Annotated in this window: 20 protein-coding genes and 3 pseudogenes; 16 read left to right on the top strand and 7 right to left on the bottom strand. The window is 36.0% G+C overall.

The genetic code is table 11. The features are described from left to right. Positions 1-725 precede the first annotated feature (725 nt). From JO40_RS14090 to JO40_RS12930, 16 genes and pseudogenes are all read left to right on the top strand, one after another. Positions 726-1355 (top strand): hypothetical protein, encoded by a 630-nt coding sequence (locus tag JO40_RS14090; protein WP_173402617.1) that lies wholly within the window; start codon positions 726-728, stop codon positions 1353-1355. Beyond that, positions 1345-2328 (top strand): annotated as a pseudogene (locus JO40_RS15270) (RHS repeat domain-containing protein); the annotation flags it as partial. The gene JO40_RS14090 and the pseudogene JO40_RS15270, both read left to right, overlap by 11 nt. A 517-nt stretch (positions 2329-2845) precedes the next feature. Continuing rightward, complete coding sequence (locus tag JO40_RS11870; RefSeq protein ID WP_044979510.1) at positions 2846-4093, top strand: tetratricopeptide repeat protein; 1248 nt, start codon at positions 2846-2848, stop codon at positions 4091-4093. Positions 4094-4228: 135 nt separating this feature from the next. Then, a pseudogene (locus JO40_RS11865) lies at positions 4229-5276 on the top strand (hypothetical protein). A 58-nt stretch (positions 5277-5334) separates the two neighbouring features. Beyond that, positions 5335-5745 carry a DUF3997 domain-containing protein gene (locus JO40_RS14880; RefSeq protein ID WP_245608888.1) on the top strand — a complete coding sequence of 137 codons (411 nt, stop codon included), beginning with the start codon at positions 5335-5337 and terminating at the stop codon, positions 5743-5745. A 110-nt stretch (positions 5746-5855) separates the two neighbouring features. Next, positions 5856-6443: a hypothetical protein gene (locus JO40_RS11855; protein ID WP_044979509.1), complete on the top strand. Its 588-nt coding sequence runs from the start codon at positions 5856-5858 to the stop codon at positions 6441-6443. A gap of 12 nt (positions 6444-6455) precedes the next feature. Continuing rightward, a complete protein-coding gene (locus JO40_RS11850) occupies positions 6456-6773 on the top strand; it encodes a hypothetical protein (protein WP_044979835.1) in 318 nt (105 codons plus the stop codon). Positions 6774-6933: 160 nt separating this feature from the next. Next, positions 6934-7242, top strand: coding sequence for a hypothetical protein (locus JO40_RS14085; RefSeq protein ID WP_245608886.1), 309 nt, complete (start codon positions 6934-6936; stop codon positions 7240-7242). Between the two features lie 3 nt (positions 7243-7245). Further along, complete coding sequence (locus JO40_RS11840) at positions 7246-7854, top strand: hypothetical protein (protein ID WP_044979507.1); 609 nt, start codon at positions 7246-7248, stop codon at positions 7852-7854. Between the two features lie 305 nt (positions 7855-8159). Next, positions 8160-8588: a hypothetical protein gene (locus JO40_RS14875; RefSeq protein WP_245608885.1), complete on the top strand. Its 429-nt coding sequence runs from the start codon at positions 8160-8162 to the stop codon at positions 8586-8588. Between the two features lie 174 nt (positions 8589-8762). Then, the gene (locus JO40_RS11830) at positions 8763-9095 is read left to right on the top strand and encodes a hypothetical protein (protein WP_044979506.1); all 333 of its coding nucleotides are present in this window, start codon (positions 8763-8765) and stop codon (positions 9093-9095) included. Between the two features lie 519 nt (positions 9096-9614). Next, a complete protein-coding gene (locus JO40_RS11825) occupies positions 9615-10475 on the top strand; it encodes a DMT family transporter (protein ID WP_049992368.1) in 861 nt (286 codons plus the stop codon). A gap of 231 nt (positions 10476-10706) precedes the next feature. Then, on the top strand, positions 10707-11105 hold the full coding sequence (locus JO40_RS11820) for a transposase (protein WP_338065269.1): 399 nt from the start codon (positions 10707-10709) through the stop codon (positions 11103-11105). 244 nt (positions 11106-11349) lie between these two features. Continuing rightward, positions 11350-11511, top strand: a complete 162-nt coding sequence (locus tag JO40_RS13915; RefSeq protein WP_158506580.1) for a hypothetical protein — start codon at positions 11350-11352, stop codon at positions 11509-11511. 120 nt (positions 11512-11631) lie between these two features. Continuing rightward, positions 11632-12054: a hypothetical protein gene (locus JO40_RS11815; RefSeq protein WP_044979504.1), complete on the top strand. Its 423-nt coding sequence runs from the start codon at positions 11632-11634 to the stop codon at positions 12052-12054. Between the two features lie 113 nt (positions 12055-12167). Continuing rightward, on the top strand, positions 12168-12623 hold the full coding sequence (locus JO40_RS12930; protein WP_049992367.1) for a hypothetical protein: 456 nt from the start codon (positions 12168-12170) through the stop codon (positions 12621-12623). On the opposite strand, the gene JO40_RS11805 is transcribed toward JO40_RS12930, so the two are convergent. The 7 genes and pseudogenes from JO40_RS11805 to JO40_RS11775 all read right to left on the bottom strand — a co-directional run bounded on the left by JO40_RS11805 (position 12613) and on the right by JO40_RS11775 (position 22353). Beyond that, positions 12613-14127, bottom strand: a complete 1515-nt coding sequence (locus JO40_RS11805; protein ID WP_044979503.1) for a hypothetical protein — start codon at positions 14125-14127, stop codon at positions 12613-12615. The two genes, JO40_RS12930 and JO40_RS11805, sit on opposite strands and share 11 nt — an antisense overlap. Before the next feature lie 254 nt (positions 14128-14381). Then, positions 14382-14897 carry a hypothetical protein gene (locus JO40_RS11800; RefSeq protein ID WP_044979502.1) on the bottom strand — a complete coding sequence of 172 codons (516 nt, stop codon included), beginning with the start codon at positions 14895-14897 and terminating at the stop codon, positions 14382-14384. Positions 14898-14936: 39 nt separating this feature from the next. After that, positions 14937-15723: pseudogene (locus JO40_RS11795) on the bottom strand (outer membrane lipoprotein-sorting protein). Positions 15724-15818: 95 nt separating this feature from the next. Next, complete coding sequence (locus JO40_RS11790) at positions 15819-17576, bottom strand: ABC transporter ATP-binding protein (RefSeq protein WP_044979501.1); 1758 nt, start codon at positions 17574-17576, stop codon at positions 15819-15821. A 3-nt stretch (positions 17577-17579) separates the two neighbouring features. Then, positions 17580-18011, bottom strand: a complete 432-nt coding sequence (locus tag JO40_RS11785) for a GNAT family N-acetyltransferase (RefSeq protein ID WP_044979500.1) — start codon at positions 18009-18011, stop codon at positions 17580-17582. Between the two features lie 106 nt (positions 18012-18117). Continuing rightward, entirely contained in the window at positions 18118-19962 is a 1845-nt protein-coding gene (locus JO40_RS11780) for an ABC transporter ATP-binding protein (RefSeq protein WP_044979499.1), read from the bottom strand. Between the two features lie 21 nt (positions 19963-19983). Continuing rightward, positions 19984-22353 carry an efflux RND transporter permease subunit gene (locus tag JO40_RS11775; protein ID WP_044979498.1) on the bottom strand — a complete coding sequence of 790 codons (2370 nt, stop codon included), beginning with the start codon at positions 22351-22353 and terminating at the stop codon, positions 19984-19986. Between the last annotated feature and the right edge of the window lie 26 nt (positions 22354-22379).

The raw sequence follows: 22379 nt of genomic DNA, 5'->3' as shown, positions 1-22379 counted from the left end.
AAAGAGAAATCTGGTTTTGATAGAGACCCTCGTACACTACAACCAGGTGAAGTAGTTGGGAAGAAAACTGATTCTAATGGAAAGCATAAACAAAATAATGAACTTGTAGAAAATATACTAACAACTGAGAGTATTGACGGAAATATATTATCTTCTGGTTATGATACTCCTGATAAAAATAAAAGTACTAATAATACAAATAAAAATATTTTATATGGTATAGTAGAAATGTTTATTGGCATTGGAATAGTTGCTGGAACTATATATATTGTATCTAAAGCTCCTCCAACAGCAGAAATGCCATGGGTAAAAGATTCTTTGTTGTTAGGTTTTGGTTTATTTGCGCATGGTTTAACACGAGTATCGGGTGTTAATAAAAATAGTATACAAGAAGATATAAAATCTATATTTATGCCTATCGAGGCAAGTGTTGGTGAGGAGTATTCAAAATATAAAGAAAAACTGATGATAAATAGGAAAAGAAGATGAATGAGTTTTTATTTGATAAAATATTGCTTGGTTTAGGAGTTATAGTACAAATTAGATTGTTATTATATTTTTTATCAAGTGGTTTTAAACATCTTAATGAAAAGTATAAAAATAATGAAAAACTACGAAAGATAAATATTTTTTTAGGGTGGTTTTTCTTTATGTGGTTGATTTTGGGAACCATAGGGAGCATTATTCTAATAATTTTATTCTAAATACTAAATAAGGAGTGCTGTATGAGAAAAATATACATAATATGTATAGCCGTAATAACGATGAGTTTAACATCATGTCTTGCTAGTGCTAGGCTTTATATACTTAATGCAACTGATGACCATATTTTAGTGGAAGTAAAAACTATATATCAGGTATCAAGTGATAAATTCTATGATGTTAAAGTTCAATACAATGGGATGATGTTTTTAAAAAAGGAAGAAGAAACTAGTTCTACTTTTGGTCTTTCTGTAGCATTGGCTCCGATAGTCCTAAAACCTTCAGAGTTTACCAGCTTAGCTAGTAAAGCCGGTAGTTTGGATATTCTGCCTAGTATGGGCTTTGGTATTTCTATTTCACGAGATGAAGATGGTAAAGAATTTATAGATATGGATAAAATTATTAAAGCATTAGATACTGTATTTATTGAAATGAATGTGTATAAGATTGTACCTAATGAAAGTGGTAAAGAATTGTTATATACCAAAAAAGATATTTTGAATGAGAAAAATATATACTTTACCGTATTTAATTTGAAGAAAGAAATTGACATCGATCAAAAATATAAAAAATTTTTTAAAAGAGAGTTCCTTAGTAATTCTAGTTATATAGTTATAAGGGAAAAAACTGAAGAAGAAAAAAATGAAGATTAGTTATTGTAGTGTACAGCCCAACTATCTCCTCACCCGGACAGCGATTGAAAGGGAGCAAAAGCAATTTATAAAAATTGCTTTTGCTGTACATCTTTCCGCAGTAATTTCTGCGGAAAGATACCGAAGCGATAGCGGAGCCCTGAAAAGCGCGGTGTCGATACTTGTTTACTTTTATATTATAAAGATAAACAAGTATCGACAGTCCGCCGCTCAAAGCTGCTTACGCCTCTTTGAGCTTCGAGTTTTGCCATTCGGCAAAACATCGGGGACTAAACTTTTAAATTTACTAAAAAACCCCACTGACAGGACTTTTGAAAATAGGTGGAGCAGATACAAGGAGATAGGCAAAAAAGTACCGCAGGCGTATAGGGTATACGTCGAGGACACTTTTTTGCCGTGCGACGCAGGAGATGCCCGCATATTTTCAAAAGAACACGAACACGGACTAAGAGTAAGCAAACACATCTTTGTCGGAAACTCTCGTTTAGTAACCGCTATGACTCACACTGATAATAATGGAGACACAACGGAACAAACAGAGAAAAGATACTACTACCACGCCGACCATCTACAGAGTGCGCAGTTTATAACAAACGCTAAGGGTGAGCAGTATGAGCATATTGAGTATACGCCGTATGGGGAACTCTGGATAGAGGAGACTGCTCCCGGAATCGATAAGTTACCGTTTAGGTTTACGGGAAAGGAATTAGATGAGGAAACAGGACTGTATTACTATGGAGCGCGGTATTTAGATCCGAAATATTCGAGGTGGCTGAGCGGAGATCCGGCGTTGGGTGAGTACATTCCTAAAGCGCCCATTGACGATGAGGCGAAAAAGCACAATGAAAACCTGCCTGGCATGGGCGGGGTGTTTAATACAGTCAATCTGCACGTGTACCACTATGCGGGGAATAATCCGATTAAATATGTAGATCCGGATGGAAGGGATATAGAAACTGTTAAAGAAACTATAAAAATATCTATAGATTTGGGTAAACAGTTGGCTCCTTTATTTGAAAAACCTGATCCAAATAATCTGATGACTGAAGCAACAGCAATTAACAAGGCAAACGATATAAAAGGATTACTTACTAATATGGCAGATCTTGCAAAAAAAGATTTTGCGACTTTTGTTGCAACTCTTACGCTGGAAGGATTTTGTGCTGGTATTGCTTTAGATTCAGGACTAGTAGATTCTATCATAGATTTAAAAAAAACAGGTATTGATATTATGGGGATGAACTTTTCAGCTTCTATGAACTTATCTTCCAGTGAAAACTTTAAGTATGCTGCACAATTTCAACCAAGCTTTGGCGACAGCTTTAATCTCGTCATAAATCTCACGGGAAATTTAAATAAGACGATTGGTGATAAGCACTCTCTTTCATTTGGAATTTTAACCAGTTTTACGATTCCGTCTAAGCCGATGCCAAATATGCAATTTTCTTTTTTATATACATTACAATTATAAAAACAAGGAGAAAGATAAAATGATTGACCCTATAGTTTTAAAAAAACAGATTTTATTTTTAATTTTTACGGGTGTATTGTGCTTGATAAGTTGTAAAACAACTGATAGCCATGCACAAAACGAAATTAAGGTGGAAAAACTTTCTACACAACTTGAGGCGCTAACTCCGGAACGATTGATTGAATTAGGGGAAAAATATCGCGAAAATGGAGATAGTCTAAAGGCTTTGGATTGTTTTAATACCGCTATAAAAATAAATCCCTCTTATGCACCGGCCTATACGTATAGAGGAATGCTCTATATAAGAATAAAAGCATATACTAAGGCATTGGGAGATTTGGAAAAAGCAGTAAAATTAACCCCTGAGCCTAATCCCAGAAAGTCTGAAGATATGATGGCATATGTTCTGTACGGTTTTTGCCATTATGAGCTCGGTAACTATGAGCAGGCAATATTCGTTTTTTCACAAGCAATAGAAATAAACCCATATTATGCAGACGCTTATAATTTTTTGGGACTTGCTTATTTTAATCTGAGACAATACGAGCAAGCATTGAAAGAATATACATCAGCAATACATTTTGGTAAGATCGTGCAGGGATCGCAAGACGCATATTATCTTAATAGAGGTCGTACGTATGGTGTTATGGGGGATTATGAAAAGGCAATTGATGACTTTACAAAATCTATAGAATTTAAAGCTGACATTGCCGAAGTGTATGCTGAACGAGGTAATGCCTATAATCTTTTAGAGAAATATGATAAAGCACTCAATGATTTTACTCAGGCGTTAATATTGGAAAGTCGTCTTACTGCTGCATATATTGGTTGTGGGATGGTTTATTACAATATGGGAAAATATGAAGAATCGGTTGATTCGTTTACAAAAGCCGAAAAAATATATCCGTCCGTTTATATCTATGTGGGACGTGGTATGGCATTAACTTACTTAGCAAAATATGAAGCAGCAATACAGGATTTTAATCAGGCATTAAAATTAAAACCGATGGATGAGAAGATCCATAAAATGCGTGGGATAGCGTATTTAAATTGGGGAAAATATCGAGAAGCGATAAATGATTTTGATGAAAGCATAAAATTAGACCCTAATGATTTTGAGACAAGGCAAGGAAGGGAAGAAGCGTATATGGCATTAAATTCAAATATGTCAGACTATATGTTTATTATGCCTCCGCTAAAATTGCATGAGACTCCGACTCAGCAAACCGTCAAGGATGCAAAAGTATTGGAAGAAAATGAAAACTAGTTATTGTAGTGTACAGCCCAACTATCTCCTCACTCGGACAGCGATTGAAAGTGGTATTGGTGCAGCAAGCCGAATGGAATGAATACCTAATTGGTTTGGAGGATTGATTATGAAAAAACCTATTATATTTTATTAATGGTTTTTGCTTTGCTTTTTTCATGCAAAAAAAGCGATGAAGAAAAACTTTCAGGTAAAGTTTCTAAAAAAACTGAAGTAATTACAACTAATACTGAAAAAGAAATTTCAAAACAGACTGCCGGTTTTGATAAAGACAAATTTTATGAAAGAAGCTTTTTGCTTGATTGGAATTCTTTTATACCTAAGGGGCGTAACAGTAATTTTCTCCCTTCATCATACAGTTATACTAAACATGGGGTAAAGTATAAAAACCTTGATTATATGGAAAGCATATACCGAATACGGAATGGATAAATTGCTTCAAAGTTATGCTGAAGGAGGAGAGATGGGCGGTCAGTCTTATACAAAAGATAATGCAGGAAAAAAGCTGCTTGTTGCAGGCTGCAAGTATAATGAAAACGGATGCCTTGTATCAAGTATAGAACCTATCCTTTACGGTGAAGGCGGGCAAATGGAAACTCTATATGAGTATGACTCATATCATAGATGTACTGCTTCATATAGCAGGTATATTCCTGAAATTGATTTAATTCCTTACAGCGCTGAGTATGATCAAAAGGCTGAAAACTGCATTATAACGCAGGAAGGTTCAAAGGAGTATACTCCCATAAATAAAACAAACGATGTATTAGAATGTAAATCTTATTATGTTCACTCTGACGGAAAAAAAGATTTAATTTCTACAATAAAAGAAGGAAAAACTGAAGATTATTTTTTTTATAATAATCAGAAAGTTCTTTTAATAAATAATCGGCTTGAAGAAATAAAAGATGAGAATGGTGTATGGAAGTTTTTGTATAATGAGGATGGACAAATACTTGAGGCTGTGCAAACTTCAAATAATAAAGTAAATAAAAAATTTTTTGATGCAAAATATAAAAATGGTGAATTAATTGAAAGTAAATATGATGATAGAAAGTATGTACTAAAAACCATTTATAAAAAGTACGATAGTTTTGGAAATTGGCTTGAAGCTGATATTTATTATAATCACGATGGGAATTGTTCATTTACTATTTTCCGCGATATTGAGTATTATGAATGACAGTTGATTAACTTATATTTTATTTCTGAGGAGGCTTTAAGATTATTATAGAATTACGATGTTTGTTAAAATAGACAAAAAAGATTGTACAATTACAGTTGTATTGGTTAATGGGTATGAGGTGTGGCATATTAATGGCGATGATATACATATAGGCTTTACAGAAGATGGTTTAACCTTGAAAACATATTTAGACGATAAATTGATAGGTGTTCCGTCTTATGTTACAGCTGTATGGCATGATGACAGATATATTATTGCGCGTCATATTTTCCCTGATGATATAGCTGATTATAAGGAGGGAAAGACTGTAGAAAAAGATTATTATTTAGTTGATTCTAAGGAAAGGAAAAGTTATGGACCATATAAAGATCTAAAAGAGCTTTTCATCGAAACAAATATACCTGTTGTAAAAAATGTAACATGGGTGTTGAGTTCAGAAATGTATAAATTTCAAAAGAAATATTAATAATTAGGTTATTAAAATAGTAAATTATGAAAGTAAAACTTTGTATTTATTTCGTTATTATATAATTTTGTTAATTTTGTCTAAATAAATAGATTATTAAGGGTTTGACTATGAAAAAATATTTTGTTATTATATTGATCTTTCTTTTTTTGATAAAACTATCATCTCAAGAACTTCTTCCTGATAGAAAATATTATTCTGATGATGGAAGCTCATATTTTAAATTTACCGAGCATGGCGGTGTAACTAAAGGATTTATATGGAATAAGAAAACTCAAAATGAGCTTATGATTTTTTCACTTGAATTACGTTATAAACTGAGAAAAGATGCTATTAGATGGTTTAAGAATAAAATTTTCGAAATTAAAATTCATACAGGTAATCCGGGCGTTTATTCTATTTTTGTGTCAGTGAATGACGGAATAATATCTAATCAGGTTAATTTTGTGATGGCAGTAGATATTACCGGAAGCTATACACTTGTAGGAGAAGAGGATGTTTATGTGTTGGATATATTCAAAGGAAAAAAGATATTTTATATAAATCGTAATTATGATAACACTGCAATTAAATATTTACTTTTTGATTTGAAAGAAACTAAGTTTCTTGATAATGGAGATATTGTAATTGCTTATTATAACTTGTCTATGGAAAAAGTATATGAATTAATAAATAAGAATGATTTTATGAGGTTTTGAATGAGTAAAATTATGAAAAAAATTGGAATATGCATTGTAATATTGACTATAGTATTTGTAATTCTTGCTAGAACAGATGAGTACTATGCCAGTGAAAAATTAATTTTTGATACAGCAGATATTATAAATGGTAATTATTATTTAACTACTAAAGAGAATATGGAAGATGTTCAGGTATCAGTTTTACGGTGGTACTATACTAACATGGTAGTTAGTATTTTATTAGTATTATGGGTTTTAACGGGGTTATTATTTTTATATGTAATGGGGTGCCATGTATTGCCTTATTTTTGGTATAAAAAATACGATCATATATTTGATGAAACTTGATTTGTGTGTGTTGTTAGAATAAACAGTTTGGCTATGGTGCCCGACACTTGTTTTTTTTATATTTTATGCAATAATAAAAACTATAAGAAAGCTTCGGAATTCTTAAGGGCAAGGTGCTATGAAAGAACTAGTTTTGATGAATTACAGTAGGAAAATAATTATGATAGCATTTTTATTTCTTTTTGTCGTATCCGGATTGTCCGGTAAAAAAGTAATTGACATAACCGATATAACAGTAAAAGTTGTTGGATGGATTAAAGAATATAAAGGAGAAGATACAAACAAATTAGTTTTTGCTGCTATAAGTTTTGGGTTGGTTTTTTTTCTAAATCCTGTTGAAGCTAATTTTACAGATGGATTATTTAATCATTTATCTTCAAAAGCAGAGGGGCAAGTTCCGACAACTTCCGGTATAGATAAGGATACGTTGGATTTACTCAGTCAAATAATTGAGGAGTATGAGAGATAATATATGTATAAAAATATAAAAAAAGAATTATTCCTTTTAATTATAATGCTCATCATACTTATCTTGTTTATTATGAGCAGATGTGAAGTCCATGAAAATGCGGTATATGTAAAATTATTATCTGAGGACACTTATTTTGATTTTAAGGAGCATATAGCACCAAAAGAAATTATAAATGGATTTAAAAGGATAAAAGGAAATTCATTAATTCCATCATTTATACACTGTATTGCAGAATCCTCTGATTGTTTACTGTATGAAGATGAAAGTAATATTTTTCATATTATAAAAATAGAAAACGGACAGCTTCAAGATTCTTTGTATAAACCAAAATTTGAATATACTATAGACGGAACTTATATATATTTTGTCTTTGAAGATGAATTTCTTAATTATGTTGATAGAATTTTAATGTGTTTAAAACTAAATGGACAAAAAGCGGGGCTTTATCCTATTCCTATCAGTACGATTATTTTAAAATGTGAAGCAATTATTCAAATCGAAAAATTGTCAGGATCAACTTTGGAAAATATTGATTTTGAAATTTCATATACCCATTATTATGGGGAAAATTGGACTTTGCCTTTCAAAGATTTATATAAGAAAGAGTAAGATTATTTTTGTAACCAATTAGTGAAATATATCATACAGTCAGCTTAAATGTTTATCACTGAATAGATTCCTTTGTGTTTTGATAATATTTTACAAAATTATTGAGTTAACATAAACTATGAAACTAAAACCTTGTATTTATTCACAACCTAACTATCTCACTTCTCGGACAACGATTGAAGCAGAATGAGTGGTGCCGATACTTGCTTATTTTTATCTTTTGTGCAATAATAAAAGTTATAAGGAACCTTCGGGATTCTTAAGGGCAGAGCCCTTAAGCAGTAGTTTTGAAGATAGGAAGGGTTATGGGGAAGGGTAACAACCAACAACGTTTCGAGGTAAAGACACTTTTATCTGACAAAAGTGTCTTTCCTCCCCTAATAACGGCACTGATAGATGATGATGCTAAGAAACATAATGAGAATTTGCCGGGCATGGGAGGCGTGTTTAATACCGTCAATCTGCATGTGTATCACTATGCGGGGTATTCGCAGCGCAGCTTCGAGCTATATAATCCTGTTAAGTATGTGGATCCGGATGGGAAATTCACATTTCAATTAGGTACAGGCGGAACTCTTGCAGGTGGAACTGCTGCTACTGCTGAAGTCGGAATCTGTTTTTCTTATGATAAAGATAAAGGGGTTGATTTTGGGTTTTATTCAAAAGAAGGCATGGGGTCATTTATCGGGTATGTGAACATGGAACTTATCCATAACTATTACGCCTATGTCTAAGGAGATTACTGATATTAGCGGTACTGCTTTATCAGTTGGAGGTTCTGGTGGTAATGCCAAAATACAACCGTTTTCTATAGGTGGCGAATATAGTATTCCTCTTGATAAAGGTATGCTCGCTAATCAGTTCAGAAACTATAGATAAATTTAAATTTTAACAGGAGTAAAAATGAAATGATTTCTAATATTTTGACTGTAATTATGTTTATTTATTTCTTAGTTTCTGCAATCATATATGCAGTTCCGACATATAGATTTTGGAAACGTTCGTATGCTGAAATGCTGGAGTATTTATATTCAAAAAATATGGTAGAAGAGATAAAAATAATTGAAGATTGTGTATACGGTATATCTAGTCCTGCAACACATGAAGCTTTAAATAATTTTTATGAAAAAATAACGCAGGATGAAGTTTTAAATAGTTTAAAACAAAAACATTTAAACGGAAAAAATTGGGTATTAAAAGATTTATTGGATTCTGTATCTTCTTATTTATTAGTGTTATAATATTTACCGTTATTTTGTTTTTATTAGAGAAATTTAAGTAGGAATGCATATAGAGATTTTTAGAATTTTTTATAATAATTCTGCAAGTATCAAATTAATAAACTGCGTATATACATAAAAATAGAAAGCTCGGAGATAATAAAACAGCATGAAACCAGAACTTTGCATTTATTCACAACCCAACTATCTCACTCGGACAGCGATTGAAGCGGAGATCCTTTTTACGGTGTCATCAACATCCGTACAGGGAAGTGCGGATGTTGATAGCAAGTTTTGAATAAGCAAAACTTGCAAGCTTGAACCGCCGCCATCCATGGCGGAGTTGATAGTTGTTTACTTTTATATTATAATGATAAGCAAGTATTGGCAGTCCGCAGCTCAAAGCTATAATCACCGCCATCCGTGACGGAGAGAGAGAAAAAATTAACCGCAGGCGTACTTTATGTACGTTGAGGTTTAATTTTTTTGAAACGCCTCAGCAGGCGGCTCTATTTTTAAAAGAAGCAGGAGGTATCCAAAATTAAAATATCAGGTTTTATAGATGCTGCGGCTTCAGCCTTTATCTTTGGGCTCATGCCGCTTTTTACAAAGATTTTATTCGATTTAGGTTTAAATCCTATAGGCTCCGCTTTTTACAGGATGTCTTTATCCTTGATTTTTATCTTTATTTATTCAAAATTTTCAAAAATTGATATGAAATTAAATAAAGAAGATTTTTTTGTTCTTTTATATTCTTCTATATTTTTTGCTCTTACAAGTATAACCTTATTCGCCTCATACAAATATATAAATTCGGGAGCTGCAACCTCCATACATTTTTTATATCCCGTAATAATTTTTATTTTTTCTGCCTTTATTTTAAAACAAAGGCCTTTAATATCTGAAATTATATGTATAAGTTGTGCGGTATTAGGCTTATTTTTTCTCGGCGATTTTAAAGATGTTTCAAGTACAAGAGGTATTATCTATGCTGGTATTTCTGCTTTTACTTACAGCTTTTATTCATTTAGTTTGGAGAAGGCTAAAAAGATTAATCTTGTGAAAGTATTGTTTTATGTAAACTTATTCGGCAGTTTTATGATTCTTATTTTTTCTCTTTTTTTGCCGGAAAAAATTTCATTTAATTTTAGTCTTCCTCAGTTTGGGCTTCTTATTTTCTATTCCTGTATTTTAACCATAGGAGCGACTTTTTTATATCAAAGAGCCGTTATCAAAATCGGGGCAAAATACACTTCAATTTTGAGCACCTTAGAGCCGGTTACAAGCCTCACGATCGGCCTTTTATTTTTAAAAGAAAGCATGACATACATCCAAGTTCTTGCTGTCGGCATGATTGTTTTTGCTGCATTTATGCTTATTAAGCTAAAAAAAGCCAAATAAATCTAATGAAAACCTCAAAAAACTGAAGGGTACCTCTAAAAACTCCCTTTAAAAAGTATTAAAAAGATGATAAACTGAGGTATGAAACAAAAAGGATTATTTGATGAAGAAGATCGTCTAAGAGTAGCAAGAGGAACAAAATAAGACAAAATTATCACAAAAAGACTATGATTGCTAGGTGGGCAAAAAAGCATAAACGCTCATATTACGGTTATAAAGATCTGAGTAAAAATAGATAAAAAAAGTAAACTTATATTAAAAGCAAGTGTAACGGCAGCCAATGTTCATGATAGTAAAGAGTTAAAAAATTTAGTTGAAAAAGAAGATGAAAGATTATACGCAGATAGTGCTTATATAGGAGAAGAAATAGAGAGGATTTTAAAAATGAAAGGAATAGCAGGACAAATTTGTGAAAGAGGAGCAAGAGGCAGAGCTCTTAGTAAAAAACAAAAAATCAGTAACAGAAAAAAATCAAAAATATGGGCGAGAGTCGAACATGTATTTGGGTTTATAACAAACTCAATGAAAGGTATCTATGTAAGAACGATAGGACTAGCTCGTGCAACATTCTCGATAATAATGATGAACCTAACATATAATTTATGCCGATATTGTTATTTAAAGAAATAAAATAAGAGGGAATAGTTGGCATAAAAATGAAAAGTAAGAAAGCTAAGAGAAAAATCCAATTTTTACACTAGACAATTTATAAAAAAACTACTAAAATGGCTATGGCTACTAAAAAACAGGTTTTTAGAGGTGCAATTTAAAGATGATGTGATACTTGCTATCAATTTAGATTTTGGATATGACTATACACAATATGCGGCTCATGCGGCGATATTCAGAAGGGACTTGTGGTGGATGTACAAAAATGGCTGAAAAAATAGGAGGTAGTTATTTCCAGATTCCATCAAAAATGTTTAATGTATTAGAAAAAATAAAAATTGGAAATTCTAATCTTGGAAAAATTATTAATGAAAAAAGGCTTGATGGAGTAAATAGAATCAGGTGCAAGAATTTTATTAAATTCTGACCCTACAAAAGCTACTGCAAATTCAGCTTATGCAATGGAAGTTCAAAAATTAGCAGAGAACGGATATGAATTTGTAAAAACAGTAGTTAAAGAAGTTGAATGCTGGGAGGGTATAAAATAATGTTTGCAGGAAAAAATCTAAACTATGAACAATTGATTTGTTTTCTAAAAACATATTTCCAATATGAGTTGTTTGAAAAGAATAATGAAGAGGGAAGTTTGTATTCAAAATATTATTTTATAAAACTAGGTTTTCCGGATATTCAAGTGATAATTGAAAGAGGTTATTTGGAAATTGATATAAAGGTTGAAAATAATTTCTGGAGTATTTCTAATGTATATAAATATTTGCATCATAAAGAAATAGTAAGAGGATGGTATTCTTCTGATAAAGACTTACTAGAAAATTTTGAAAACGAAACAAAAAACTATCTCAATGAAATTTTTATAAATTGGGATACAATTTCAAATGATAGATTAGAGAAGTTTTATAAAGAGTTTCCACAGTATGTCTTTGTTTGGATAAATGGCTCTGTAAAATAAATTATATAATATTATTGAAATATGATATAGTAATAGAAAAATATAACAGGTAAAAGGTAGAAAACTTGGAGGTAAAATTAAAAACTAATTGATAAGACTGTTAAAGAAAAATCATGAAACCAAAACTTTGCATTTATTTACACCCCAGCTATCTCACTTCTCGGACAGCGATTGAAGCGAAAAGCGCGGTGCTCCATCAAAAACCGTACCTCCTTGTACAGTTTTTGATAATAAGTTTTGCATACGCAAAACTTATACGCTTAAAATCACCGCCGTCCGTGGCGGAGAGAAATTGGAAAAACAAAATTGAGCAGTCCGCCGCTCAAAGCTGCTTACGCAAAAAGCTATCACTATCTGAAATCCCCACTGACAGGACTTTTGAAAATAGGCCGATAAAAAAGGTACGTCCTTGTACCTTTTTTATCTCAGAGTTTTACTTACGCAAAACTCTCGAAGTTATAACCACCGCCATCCGTGGCGGGGAGGCGTATCGGGTATACGTCGAGCTCATTTTACGTAGCGACGCAGCAGACAGCGTGTATATTTTCAAAAGAAATATTACCAGTTAAATCGTCCCTTCACCCATATAGAACTTATCTTGTTTAATTGTGCAAAGTCTCCTTTGCCGTCATAGCCCTTGGTGTAAAGGTCTCCGCCCAAAATTACATGCATGTTGTCTGTAAGGGAATAGTCAACCGCATAAGTGCTGAATGTACTGCCGTAGTTTATATCGACTGCTCCGCTTGCAGAAACTTTGAGCGTGTCCCGCAAAAATGTTTTGCTTATATTGAGGCTGACAAAACCCTTGTGCATAGGCCTTTCTATATCGTCTTTATGATCGAGGATGAGGTCTTCAAAATACTGTGCACTGAGCGTCCAAGAATTCTTAATCCAATCGAGGCCTGCAAGAGCCAATAGCTGGTGTTTTTTAATTGCTGAATTAAACTCAAGCGTAACATCATCAGGTGTCTGTATTTTTAAATCATTGATAGACTTTTCTGTAAGCAAATTCTTCGGTTCAAAATACCGGCCTCCGATATAAGCAGTTTCCAGTCTAATCGTTATATCGCCTGCAGGAATCGCCGCATCAATGCCAGCCATTCCGATACGGTAATATTCTTCGTTTAAATTGGTGTGTAGTTCTTTCGGTACATACGGATTTAAAAGTCCGAACGGAGCGGCAGGATTAAAAAGCCCTTTTTTCGCATAGCCGCTTTTTACAAAGCGAGGGTTTTTATCCCAGCCGTAAAAACCTGAAACCGAAAAATCTATGCCGGGTAAGAAGAAAGAAAAACGGGCGGCAGCTTCCGTGTCGGTAAACATCTTAGGCTTAGCGCTTTCGGTTTTTGTGTACTTAATTGGAATTGAGCCGAGAGGTGTCTTGGTATCGTAAGTGTCCGGCGTATCGATATGGTATAGGTCATCCTTTGCTCCGTTTTCAAAGTGGAAGAGGGGTAATTTGTTCGGTGTAAAAAACGGTACGGCGACCGCTTCAAATGTAAAAATATCGTGGAAAAAGCGCAAGCGGATACTGTCCGACGCGAGTTTTGTATCATCGGAAGAAAGAGCTAAAAAGGCGGAAGAATCTTTTGCACTCAGCACATTGGTAAGGGAAAAGCCGTCTGCCTGTCCCCAGTTGATGAGCTGTCTTCCGAAACTTAAATCCCAGATCTCGCCCGAATAGCGGAAATAGGCTTCATTAAGTTTAAAGCCCGTGCGTGCGGGATTGCGGTAATTGTATTCTGCCGAGGCTGAAAGAAAGGCATAGGCCGAACCTGCAAGGACTTCTCCTTTTATTTGAGCAATAGAACGGGACAGACTGTACTCGGCTCCTTTGTTCCATCTAAGACCGTGGGCTGTTTCCAGTTTTCCGCTTACCGTAAATACCGGTTTTCCGCTGTCATCTTCCAAATCATCAGTAAATTCTTCATCATTTGAATTATCGGCTGCTTGATATTCGGATAATGTTCCTCCTGCTTCCTGCGCACCGCACGGAAATGTTAATGCAAAAAATAACATACAGAATGTAGTACTTAACAAGAACGCTTGTCTGTATTTTCGTATTGTTTTCATATCTTTATACCTCCTATAAAAACTTTTTGCAGCAAATATCAATTTGCGAAAAAAGTTTTTTCAAGTAGTTTTGCTTTATGCAAAACTACATACAATAATGCGACGTTTGCCGATGAGGCAAACTCGAAAGATAAACGGTGAGGCACTATTTGTGCCGAACTGTTTATCACACCTCCTATAAAACTTTTGCAAAAGTTTTTTCGATACAGCTTACCGTAAGAAATCGTTTTCTGCTGTATACTTTTATTTAAGCCTTAGAAGGAAAACAGAAATTGTATTAGCATTACAATGCCTGTTTGAACCAGAGAAAAAAACGGCACTATTATAAACGGCCACAACAAAAAATGCTCCGGTATTCCTATAACCTTCATCCAATTTTTTGTTTGATAGATTGGGTTATCTTCTGTTCCCGGAATGACAATCAACTTAGTCCACTTTTGGAATAAAAGACAATCCAACAAGAAAAAATCACCGAAATTCACAATAATCCAATGAATATATGCGGTACAAAATAGTAGCCTAAATGTATGAATTCCGCCATATAATGTACTGCTTACTCCATAAAGCCAGCACGATCCCATTACTATAACCGTAAATATTTTATTTACCCGTTTTTCTTTTTTACTCATCGGTTCAGGTGCAGCTTTTTGAATCCCCTTAGGATATGAATCCATCAAATATCTTGGGTTAGCTATTACAAGAGCTGCCGCCGAACCGTTAAATATGGCCGCCATCGCTATGCCGTCCAATATTGCCCTGATTATATCCAGATGAACACCTCCTTTTAAAAAAAGCCTTTTGTAAAAGTATTACCTAATCTTCCCTTCCTCAAGCGAATTGACTCTAAAATAAGAATCCGGTATCTCTTTGTTAAATTCATGTTTTAAAATTTCAATTATTGTACTTCGTTTTTTTTGCAGGTTGTTCATTTCCATTTTGTTTGCAGTCCAAAAACCGTCTTTTTTTTCGATACCGCTGACGGTAAGCACCTTTAAAATAGAACCTTGCTCATCATAAAATTCTACCTTTATGTTTAAAAGAGATTCCTTGTCTATCCATGAAATATATTTTGAGTACATGGATTTTTTTACAGGAACGGATTCTATTTTCCAGCAGTCCTTGGAATCGATTTTTTCTTCGCCTAAAAGAGTGTGTTTATAATCGTCCACTTTGCGGTCTCCCATGTCGTCGTATGTAAATTCCGTTCCCATAAAGTCATCTTGGTTTGATGAACCGCTTATGCGCTTAGCTTTTTTTTAATGCAGGAATATAAAGCCATCTGTCATCGCTTTTTGAACTGTCATCATAAGAGTATGCAAGATAACCTGTGCCTTTTACATCTGCAGGAAGTAAAAACACCATAACTGTTTTTTCTTCCTTTCCGTAATCTTTTGAATAGGCTGTAACTTCCCGAACTCTTTTTTTCCCGCTTGAGTTTATAAGGGTCATCCTCATCTTAAAAGAATCGGTTACGGCCTTTTCCCTGTTACTTGCTTTTTGCATGATTTCTCTTCCCGTCAATTCCTGTGCAAACGCAAAGCTCACAGCTGCTGCCGCAAACACGGCAAAAGCTATCAAATGTTTTATTCTTTTCATATCAACCTCCAAATAATTTATAATTCCTAATTATTGAAATCACTGTACTTTAAACCGAATTATCTTCTCCGGCTTATTGCCTCTGTATATTTTATCTACACCTGCCACGATGCAGCTTTTTCCCGCATACCGACGAAGTGTGAGTAGATACCTTCTTGCTGCACGAGTTCTGAATGTTTACCGTGCTGTACTATGTTTCCCTTATCCATGACAAATATCTGATCGGCGTTTTTAATGGTAGAAAGCCGATGTGCAATAATTATTGCGGTTTTATTTTTCAATAGTTCATCAAGGGCACTCATCAGCTTTTCTTCATTTTCGGGGTCGACGCTGGAAGTCGCTTCATCGAGAATCACGATGGAACTCGGCTTGAGCATTGCCCTTGCAATGGAGATACGCTGGCGTTCTCCGCCTGAAAGATTACTTCCGCCTTCCTGCAGCACGGTATCATACCCGTCGGGCAGCTCCATAATAAAATCGTGACACTGAGCAGCCTTTGCCGCAGCAATTACTTCTTCATCGCTTGCGTCCGGTTTTCCGAACTTGATGTTGTTTTTTATCGTGTCTTCAAAGAGGTACACATCCTGAAATACAAAAGTAAAATGAGATAAAAAAGCATCGTAAGCAAAATCTTTTATATTGGTATTGCCGAGTGTGATTTCCCCTGAATCTACATCCCAAAATCGTGCAATAAGCTGGCAAAGGCTTGTCTTTCCCGAACCGGAATAGCCGACCAAGGCGGTTGTGCTGTTTTTCGGAATATACACATCCAAGTTGCGGAATAGTTTTTCCTCAAACTGTTCTTTTCCGCCGTATCCGAAGGTAACATTTTTGACGGTAATATCATCATTCCCTTGGGGCAGCAGAGAACCTTCCGGCAAGGCTTGAATATTTTTAACCTTAAAGAGCGTATCCAAGTTTTGCACCGCCATACCTCGCATCCGCTGCATAGTGCCTGCGATTTCAAAACCGCCGAATACTACAAAGCTCGCTACAATCAGCATCAGCGCTTTTTCAAAGTCTATAGCCGCAATGGAGTAGCGGTATAAGGCGCTCACTATAATGGCGGTTGTTCCAAGTTTCAAAAGCAAAGAAAAAAACATCAGCGAAGGAGTCAGTGTTTTTTCTACGGCAAAAAAACCGGTTTTGCTTTTTTTAATACTCTCCGTCACATTTTTGAGTGCTTCGCTTGTTTTTCCGAATGCTTTTACCACGCCGATTCCCTGCACATATTCCAAAATATCGGTACGGAGCTGCAATTTCAGTTCCGTCAGTTTTGCCGTTACCGCATCCGTCTTTTTTTGAAAGAGGTTGTTAAACAGAATCGTTGTAACAAGGGTGATAAAGATTATACATCCGGTTACCATATCATAGGGGAATACAAACAGTGCCATGATAACCGTTTGAATGCTTCCTGCAAGCATCATTTCGAGAATCATCATGTCGATTGTTTCAACATCGGTAATAACCGTTGTCAATGCCCCTGAAATATCGCCGAGCCTGCTTTCGGAAAAATATCCCATATGCACATTTTTTAGCTTATCCCCGATGACGAGCCGGTTTTCAGCTCCCATAGTATAGGACGCGATATTTTTATTCCGGTCGGAAATATACCCGAAGATAATTTTTCCGGTTATGCTCATCAGCATAATACAGAATACCGTGATGATATTGCTCTTGGTAACCGGCTGTACTTGAAAGACTGCACGGCTTACCGTCAGCAAAAAATACCAGAGCCCGCCGAGCGTCAACCCTTCAAACATGCTTTTCAGCATATCACATATAAACATCGCCGTTATGCGCTTTGATTGCTTCCCCGCAATCGCGTAAATCTTCTTCAATAAATCAAACATATATTACCATTCCTTTATAAATCGCTTTTGCAGTTTTGTACATGAGTAGCCGTAGTGTTCGTAAAACGCATGGGCTTCGGTACGGTGCTCGCCGGAGTTAAGGCGGATAAAGCGGTAATTCCGTGCACGAGCTTCAGTCTCCAGCGCTTGCAGCAGCTGTTTCCCGATGCCTTTGTGCTGATACTCGGCTAAAAGCGCAAGTCCCAAAATATTGAAACCCGGTTCTTTGTATAAAAGTTCATACGCTTCGGCATGAATAAAACCGGCAACCGTATGTGTTACATCATCTTCATATACACGGATAAAGTGCCGTGTATCTTTTAAGAGCTTTGCTATTTGCCCTTCGGTTACCGCTTCCGTCGTTTTATACCCGAGCGAAAACTCGCTTATATCCCGAATAGCTTTTGCATCCGTTAATTGTATATTTCGTATCATGCATTACTCCAATTATTTTTCACCGCAAAGGCGCAGAGGGTGCAAAGATTTAAGAGGGCACCTCTTAGATTTCTCTTTGCGATCTTAGCGTTTTGCGGTTTATTTTTCACTCTGCGCTATCCCTGCTATTGATATGGGATTGCCACATTTTTTGATAGAGCGGGGAATTTTGCAGCAGCTCTGCGTGTGTTCCCTCTGCGGCGATTTTGCCTTTATCCAGTACAATGATTTTATCGGCATTGACAATAGTGGAAAGCCGGTGCGCAATCATAATGACGGTTTTATTCTTTACGAGGTTGTCGATGGACTGCTGGATAATCGCTTCGTTTTCCGGATCGGAATAAGCGGTTGCTTCGTCGAGTACGACAATGGGGCTGTCCTTAAGGAGCGCTCGGGCAATGGTGAGCCGTTGGCGTTCACCGCCTGAAAACTTGCTGCCTGCGTTTCCCGCATTGGTGTCATATCCGTTAGGAAGGCTTTGGATAAAATCGTGAATGCTTGCTTTTTTGCATGCGGATTCAATATCCTTGTCAGTTGCATCCTCTTTTGCCATTTTGAGGTTTTCCCGAATGCTCTTGTTAAACAAAAAGTTTTCCTGCGACACGTAGGTAACCAGCTGCATGTTCCGCTCCAAGCTCATACTGCCGATATCGGCACCGCCGATTGTGATGTGCCCGCTGTCGATATTCCAAAAGCCTGCAAGCAGTTTTGCGATGGTAGACTTGCCTCCGCCGGAAGAGCCGACAATCGCAGTCAGCTCTCCTTCCTTTGCTGTAAAGTTCAATCCGTCAAAGACTTTAATGCTGTTCACTGTTGACGTTACTCCATTTGCTGCACTACCTGCAGCTCTATTTTTGACAGCTCCATCCTTGGTGGTGCCGTCTTTAGCACCGGCTGCTGTGTTACCCTTGGCAGCGGCTCCTGCTGTTTTCTCCGCCGTTCCGCCGTACCCGAACACGACATTTTCAAACCGCACATCATAGCCTTGAGGAGCGGGAGCGGTATCCTGCCGAACCAGTTCCGGTAAATCGAGTACCGACTGTATCTCCCCGAATACGACACGAACATTTGCCATCGCATCCGTGTAGGTCATCGCTTTTAAAAGCGGTTTGTACGACGCATACGAAAGCAGCACGCACATAATCAGGGTAGGAATTGTAATCCCTCCGGTCATAAAGAGGTAAAGCCCTACCGGTAATACGATAAGGAGCGTAGACGGCAGAACTTCCATCGCAGCTATCATGGCAAAGCATACGCTTAAATACCAGTCGAGCATCGAATCCCTGTTATTCTCCACCGCTTTTTGAAATTTGTCATAAGAGGAGGCCGATTTGTTAAATGCCTTGATGATCTTGATGCCCTGAATATATTCGACGGCGGCGGCATTCATTTTTTTGGACGCTTCAATGTACCGCTTGGACTTTGCTTCGTAATCCTTCATCATCAGCATTGAAAAGAGTATGCCGAGAGGCAGTGTTACAAGGTTTGCAAGACCGATCTTCCAATTCAATATAAAAATGATAACGACAATGACAATCGGAATAAGCACATTTGCCAATACTTCAGGTATGACATGCGCAATCGGTTTTTCCATCTTATCAAGCGTTTCTACCACAAATTGCGACCACTTACCGCTGCTTTTTTCTTCTATCGTCCCCATCGAAAGCCTGCTAAGTTTTTCGACCACCCGTTTCCGTGTGTCTTCAATAACACTGAATGCAAGGTTATGTGAACCTATAGTCGATATCGAATGTCCGATAATTGAACCTGCAAAGCCTGCAAGAATAAGTCCGGCATAAGGTAAGAAAACGCGGTAATCCTTTACGCCGTTTATAAGCTGAGTAACAATGGATGCAATCGCAAAGTACGGAACAATGCCGCACGCGACTCCGATAATTGCGACAATCACCGGAAAGATAATTGCACCGATATGTTTTTTTAAAATATCCATAAATGCTCCTAGTATAAGTAATTATTTTTTTTCTTTTCCAAACGGCTTGCTTATATAAATCAATACCGGCGTCATAAGATAGTCTGCAACGAGGGCCGAAAAGAGACCTACTGCCGCTAATATTCCTAAACGCAGGAATGCATCTATTATGCTTGCCATGTACATTAAAAAAGTAGCTGACAAAATTATCGTAGTCATGGCAAGTGTCTTTCCTATAGAATAAAAAGAACCTATAATCGCTTTATCATAAGAACTTTCTTTTTCAAATAGGTACTTTGTATGGTTAGTAAAATGGATGGTATCATCTACGGCTATACCGAGAACCATAGGCATAAGTGCCATTGTTACCATATCGAGAGGAATATGGAAATATCCCATAATTGCACCTGTTGTAATAATCGGCATAATGTTAGGTATAAGACCTATCAGTCCCATTTTAATACTTCCAAATACAATCATCATTAAAACACCGATTGCCGCAAGGGAGGTAAAAAAGGAATATATTTCCCCATATACTATTTTATTATTCATCTCTGCGGCATGAGCTGCAGCTCCTGTTAAAAAGACTTCGGCATCAGGGAAAAGTTCAGCACATTTTTTATGCACGCTTTTCAAATTGGCAGCAAGTTCATTTCCATCAAAAGCGGCAACATCGACGGTCATACGGAGAGTCCGGAATTCTTCATCAACCCAGCGGGAAGTTTCTCCTCCGGATATTTCGTATAAAAATAAAAGTTGGGTTAAAAGGTCTTCATCTTCAGGTATGGAATAGAATTTCGGATCGTCGGCATGCATGGTCTGATTCATATCTTTTACAACATCCAATATCGAAAATATTTTAGGTACTCCGTTATTCAGCTTTGTTAATTTAAAGCCCGATATGTGGCGGCTTAATTCTTCCAGCTTTTTTAAGTTTTCCGGTTTTTTTACTGCATCTTCTTCCTTAAAGGTCAGCATCACATTGTAGTTAAAATAAGCTCCCAATTGGGAATGTGTAATTTCATAAATACGTTTTACATAAGGAATTCTGGTTCCCATAAAGTTAAAGCTGTCCATGTTTACGGTTATCATAAAAATACCCGGAAGGCAAAGGACCGTTACAAGTGCAAAAACAATCAAAATGGGTTTTCGTTTTTTTAATACCCAACCGCCGAACTTTTCAAAAAAAGAATCCAGTTTTTTATATCTTATTGCACTCTTATTTTGTTCAGGCGGACAGTCCTTTCCGAAACTCATCAAAATGGGAATTAAGATGCTGACATAAATATAAACTGCAAAAACCATAGCTGCACTTGTAAGCCCCATCCAATGCATCGGTTCGAGGTCAACCGTCAAAAATGATAAAACGGAAGCAACTGTTGTAACAACCGTAAAAAACAGAGGCCAGCCCGTATTTTCTATCGAATCGATAACGGCTTCTTTACGTTTTCCTATTGCGTAAAAACTGTTTCTAAAAGAATTTACAAGGTGAATTGCGTAGCCTACCGAAAGAGCCATCGCAAGAATAATTGGAACTGAAAGCATCTCTGAACTTCCTTCAATATTTAAATGCCCCATAAAACCTAAAACTGAAACTATTGCCCCTGTAGTGGCGATGATAGGCACTATAGTGCCTCGGAATGAACGTGCAAAAATAACTAGGAGAATTATCATACACATAAAACTAAGGCTTACGCATTTTCTTATGTCTGCATTCATAACAATTTTCTCTTCCGTTTCAGTGTAGGGAAGACCGGCAGGCTTTATTGTGTAGGCAGAGCTTTTATATTTGGGATTTGTTACAATATCGATAGCGATATCTCCCATGATATACATAAGCTCCTTATCCGAAGTTTTCATCCATTCTTCTCTGCTCGGGGTTGCTTTAAGCGAAAGAATAAGCCAAGTTTCTTTTGCATCGCTTGAAACAAGTTTATTTACGATGGATTTTCTGGATAGGATAAAGTCTTTTGCCTTTTTAAGCTCGGCAGGATTTTCAGGAATGCCGTCTTTAAAGGGATTTCTTATTTCGATTCCTTCTTCCGTTCCGACGCTTATATCGATATCGGTAATGGAAGTAACCGAATCGGAGTACGGAATTTTTTCTAAAAGTTCACTTCCGATTTCTTTAATCATTTTTAAAACCTCAGGTTTAAAAACATCATCGGATTCTATAAGCAGGACTATAGTGTCGTTGCTTCCAAAAAGCTCTTTAAACCTGTCTTCATTTTCTTTCATTTGAGGAGTTAGGTTTACAAAAACTTCTTCGGTCATTGATGTGGCTCTAAACTTTTTTAAGCCCATCGCTGCAAATACTGTTATAGCTGCTAATAAAATGAGTAAAAGCCATCGGTATTTTAATTGAAATTCACCGATTTTCTTAAAAAATATATGCAAACGTTCCAGTTTCATTTTACAGTCCCCTTGGAATACTAACA

The organism is Treponema putidum (assembly GCF_000755145.1).
In the GTDB taxonomy this organism is placed as follows: Bacteria; Spirochaetota; Spirochaetia; order Treponematales; family Treponemataceae; genus Treponema_B; species Treponema_B putidum.
Note: the sequence above shows the minus strand (reverse complement) of the source record. Positions and strands in the feature narration are given on the sequence as shown.

Bases quoted from the DNA above. Each gene is read 5' to 3' on its own strand.
- JO40_RS11785 (WP_044979500.1), bottom strand. From the start codon at position 18,011: ATGATACGAAATATACAATTAACGGATGCAAAAGCTATTCGGGATATA.
- JO40_RS11850 (WP_044979835.1), top strand. From the start codon at position 6,456: ATGAAAAAAATTGGAATATGCATTGTAATATTGACTATAGTATTTGTA.
- JO40_RS11775 (WP_044979498.1), bottom strand. From the start codon at position 22,353: ATGAAACTGGAACGTTTGCATATATTTTTTAAGAAAATCGGTGAATTT.
- JO40_RS11840 (WP_044979507.1), top strand. From the start codon at position 7,246: ATGTATAAAAATATAAAAAAAGAATTATTCCTTTTAATTATAATGCTC.
- JO40_RS13915 (WP_158506580.1), top strand. From the start codon at position 11,350: ATGGCTGAAAAAATAGGAGGTAGTTATTTCCAGATTCCATCAAAAATG.
- JO40_RS11790 (WP_044979501.1), bottom strand. From the start codon at position 17,576: ATGTTTGATTTATTGAAGAAGATTTACGCGATTGCGGGGAAGCAATCA.
- JO40_RS11805 (WP_044979503.1), bottom strand. From the start codon at position 14,127: ATGAAAACAATACGAAAATACAGACAAGCGTTCTTGTTAAGTACTACA.
- JO40_RS14875 (WP_245608885.1), top strand. From the start codon at position 8,160: ATGGGGAAGGGTAACAACCAACAACGTTTCGAGGTAAAGACACTTTTA.
- JO40_RS12930 (WP_049992367.1), top strand. From the start codon at position 12,168: ATGAAACCAAAACTTTGCATTTATTTACACCCCAGCTATCTCACTTCT.
- JO40_RS14090 (WP_173402617.1), top strand. From the start codon at position 726: ATGAGAAAAATATACATAATATGTATAGCCGTAATAACGATGAGTTTA.
- JO40_RS11815 (WP_044979504.1), top strand. From the start codon at position 11,632: ATGTTTGCAGGAAAAAATCTAAACTATGAACAATTGATTTGTTTTCTA.
- JO40_RS14880 (WP_245608888.1), top strand. From the start codon at position 5,335: ATGTTTGTTAAAATAGACAAAAAAGATTGTACAATTACAGTTGTATTG.
- JO40_RS11830 (WP_044979506.1), top strand. From the start codon at position 8,763: ATGATTTCTAATATTTTGACTGTAATTATGTTTATTTATTTCTTAGTT.
- JO40_RS11855 (WP_044979509.1), top strand. From the start codon at position 5,856: ATGAAAAAATATTTTGTTATTATATTGATCTTTCTTTTTTTGATAAAA.
- JO40_RS11870 (WP_044979510.1), top strand. From the start codon at position 2,846: ATGATTGACCCTATAGTTTTAAAAAAACAGATTTTATTTTTAATTTTT.
- JO40_RS14085 (WP_245608886.1), top strand. From the start codon at position 6,934: ATGATAGCATTTTTATTTCTTTTTGTCGTATCCGGATTGTCCGGTAAA.
- JO40_RS11780 (WP_044979499.1), bottom strand. From the start codon at position 19,962: ATGGATATTTTAAAAAAACATATCGGTGCAATTATCTTTCCGGTGATT.